Source organism: Kitasatospora sp. NPDC091257, from assembly GCF_044757675.1.
Classification (GTDB): Bacteria; Actinomycetota; Actinomycetes; order Streptomycetales; family Streptomycetaceae; genus Kitasatospora; species Kitasatospora lactacystinica.
This window is the reverse complement of record NZ_JBIVVI010001581.1, coordinates 1-1693: the sequence shown is the minus strand read 5'-3', so window position 1 is coordinate 1693 and position 1693 is coordinate 1. Positions and strand designations below refer to the sequence as shown.

Sequence of the window (1693 nt, the reverse complement as noted above, 5' to 3'; positions counted from 1 at the left end):
CTCCCACCGTCCCCCGTTGGAGACACCTCCCCCCATGACCACTGAGAACCACCCCTCCGTCTCCGACGCCGACGTCGCGGCCATCGCCGCCCAGCTCGGCCGGGTGCCGCGCGGCCTGCGCGACGTGGCGCACCGCTGCCCCTGCGGCAACCCGGACGTCGTGGAGACGGCTCCCCGGCTGCCGGACGGCACGCCGTTCCCCACGCTCTACTACCTGACCTGCCCCAAGGCCGCCTCGCTGATCGGCACCCTGGAGGCGGAGGGCGTGATGAAGGACCAGAGCGCCCGGCTCGCCGAGGACCCGGAGCTGGCGGCCGCCTACCAGAGGGCGCACGAGGACTACATCGCCCGGCGCGACGCGATCGAGGTGCTGGAGGGCTTCCCGAGCGCCGGCGGGATGCCGGACCGGGTGAAGTGCCTGCACGTGCTGGTCGGCCACTCGCTGGCGGCCGGCGAGGGCGTCAACCCGCTCGGCGACGAGGCGATCGGCATGCTGGAGGACTGGTGGGCCAAGGGCCCGTGCGTCTCCCCGGCGGAGGTCGAGGCCGCGGGTGAGCGGGTCGCCCGCAACCGCGCCAAGGAGCAGGACCACGAGGCCGCGATCGCCGCCAAGGAGCAGAAGACCGCCGAGCGCGCCGCGAAGAAGCGCGCCGTGGAGGAAGCCGCGGCGGAGCGGGAGTCCGAGTGAGCACCACCCGCGTGGCCGCGATCGACTGCGGCACCAACTCGATCCGCCTGCTGGTCGCCGACCTCGACCCGGAGACGGGGGAGATCACCGACCTCGACCGCCGGATGATCGTCAACCGGCTGGGCCAGGGCGTGGACCGCACCGGCCGGCTGCACCCCGACGCGCTGGCCCGCACCTTCGCGGCCTGCCGGGAGTACCAGGAGATCATCGCCGGCTTCGGTGTCGGCCCGGAGCGGGTCCGCTTCGTCGCCACCAGTGCCTCCCGGGACGCCGAGAACAGCGACGAGTACGTCAAGGGCGTGCGCGACATCCTGGGCGTCGAGCCCGAGGTGGTGAGCGGCGAGGAGGAGGCGCACCTGTCCTTCGTGGGCGCCACCAAGGAACTGACGGGCGGTCAGTTCCCCGGCCCGTACCTGGTGTTCGACCTCGGCGGCGGCTCCACCGAGTTCGTGCTCGGCTCGGACGACGTCCAGGCGGCGCGCTCGGTGAACATCGGTTGCGTGCGGCTCACCGAGCGGTACTTCGGTGACGCCGAGCTGCCCTCGGAGGAGCAGGTCGAGGCCGCCCGGGCGCACGTGCGGGCGGAGCTGGACCGGGCCGAGGAGGTCGTCCCGCTGACCGGCGCGGCCACCCTGGTGGGTCTCGCCGGGACGGTCACCACGGTGTCCGCGATCGCCCAGGGCCTGCCCGGCTACGACTCGGCGGCGATCCACCACTCGCGGATCGGCCGGGACCGGGTCGCCGGGATCGCCCGGGAGCTGCTGGCCGCCACCCATGCCGAGCGCGCGGCCATCCCGTCGATGCACCCGGGCCGGGTGGACGTGATCGCGGCCGGGGCGCTGGAGCTACTGGAGATCATGGAGCGCACCGGCGCCGCCGAGGTGGTCGTGAGCGAGCACGACATCCTCGACGGAATCGCCTGGGGGCTCACCGAGGACTTCCGCCGCGAGCTGGAGCTGGAGGTCGGCCAGCGCCCGCAGTGGGCGGTGGAGGCCTTCGTCGACC

1 protein-coding gene and 1 pseudogene are annotated in these 1693 nt (G+C 73.8%); both read left to right on the top strand.

Translation table 11 applies throughout. The features are described from left to right. Nucleotides 1-16 precede the first annotated feature (16 nt). Nucleotides 17-556: pseudogene (locus ACIQOV_RS40450) on the top strand (DUF501 domain-containing protein); the annotation flags it as partial. A gap of 128 nt (nucleotides 557-684) precedes the next feature. Then, the coding region (locus ACIQOV_RS40445) for a hypothetical protein (protein ID WP_401056003.1) at nucleotides 685-1693 on the top strand (1009 nt) is incomplete at its 3' end.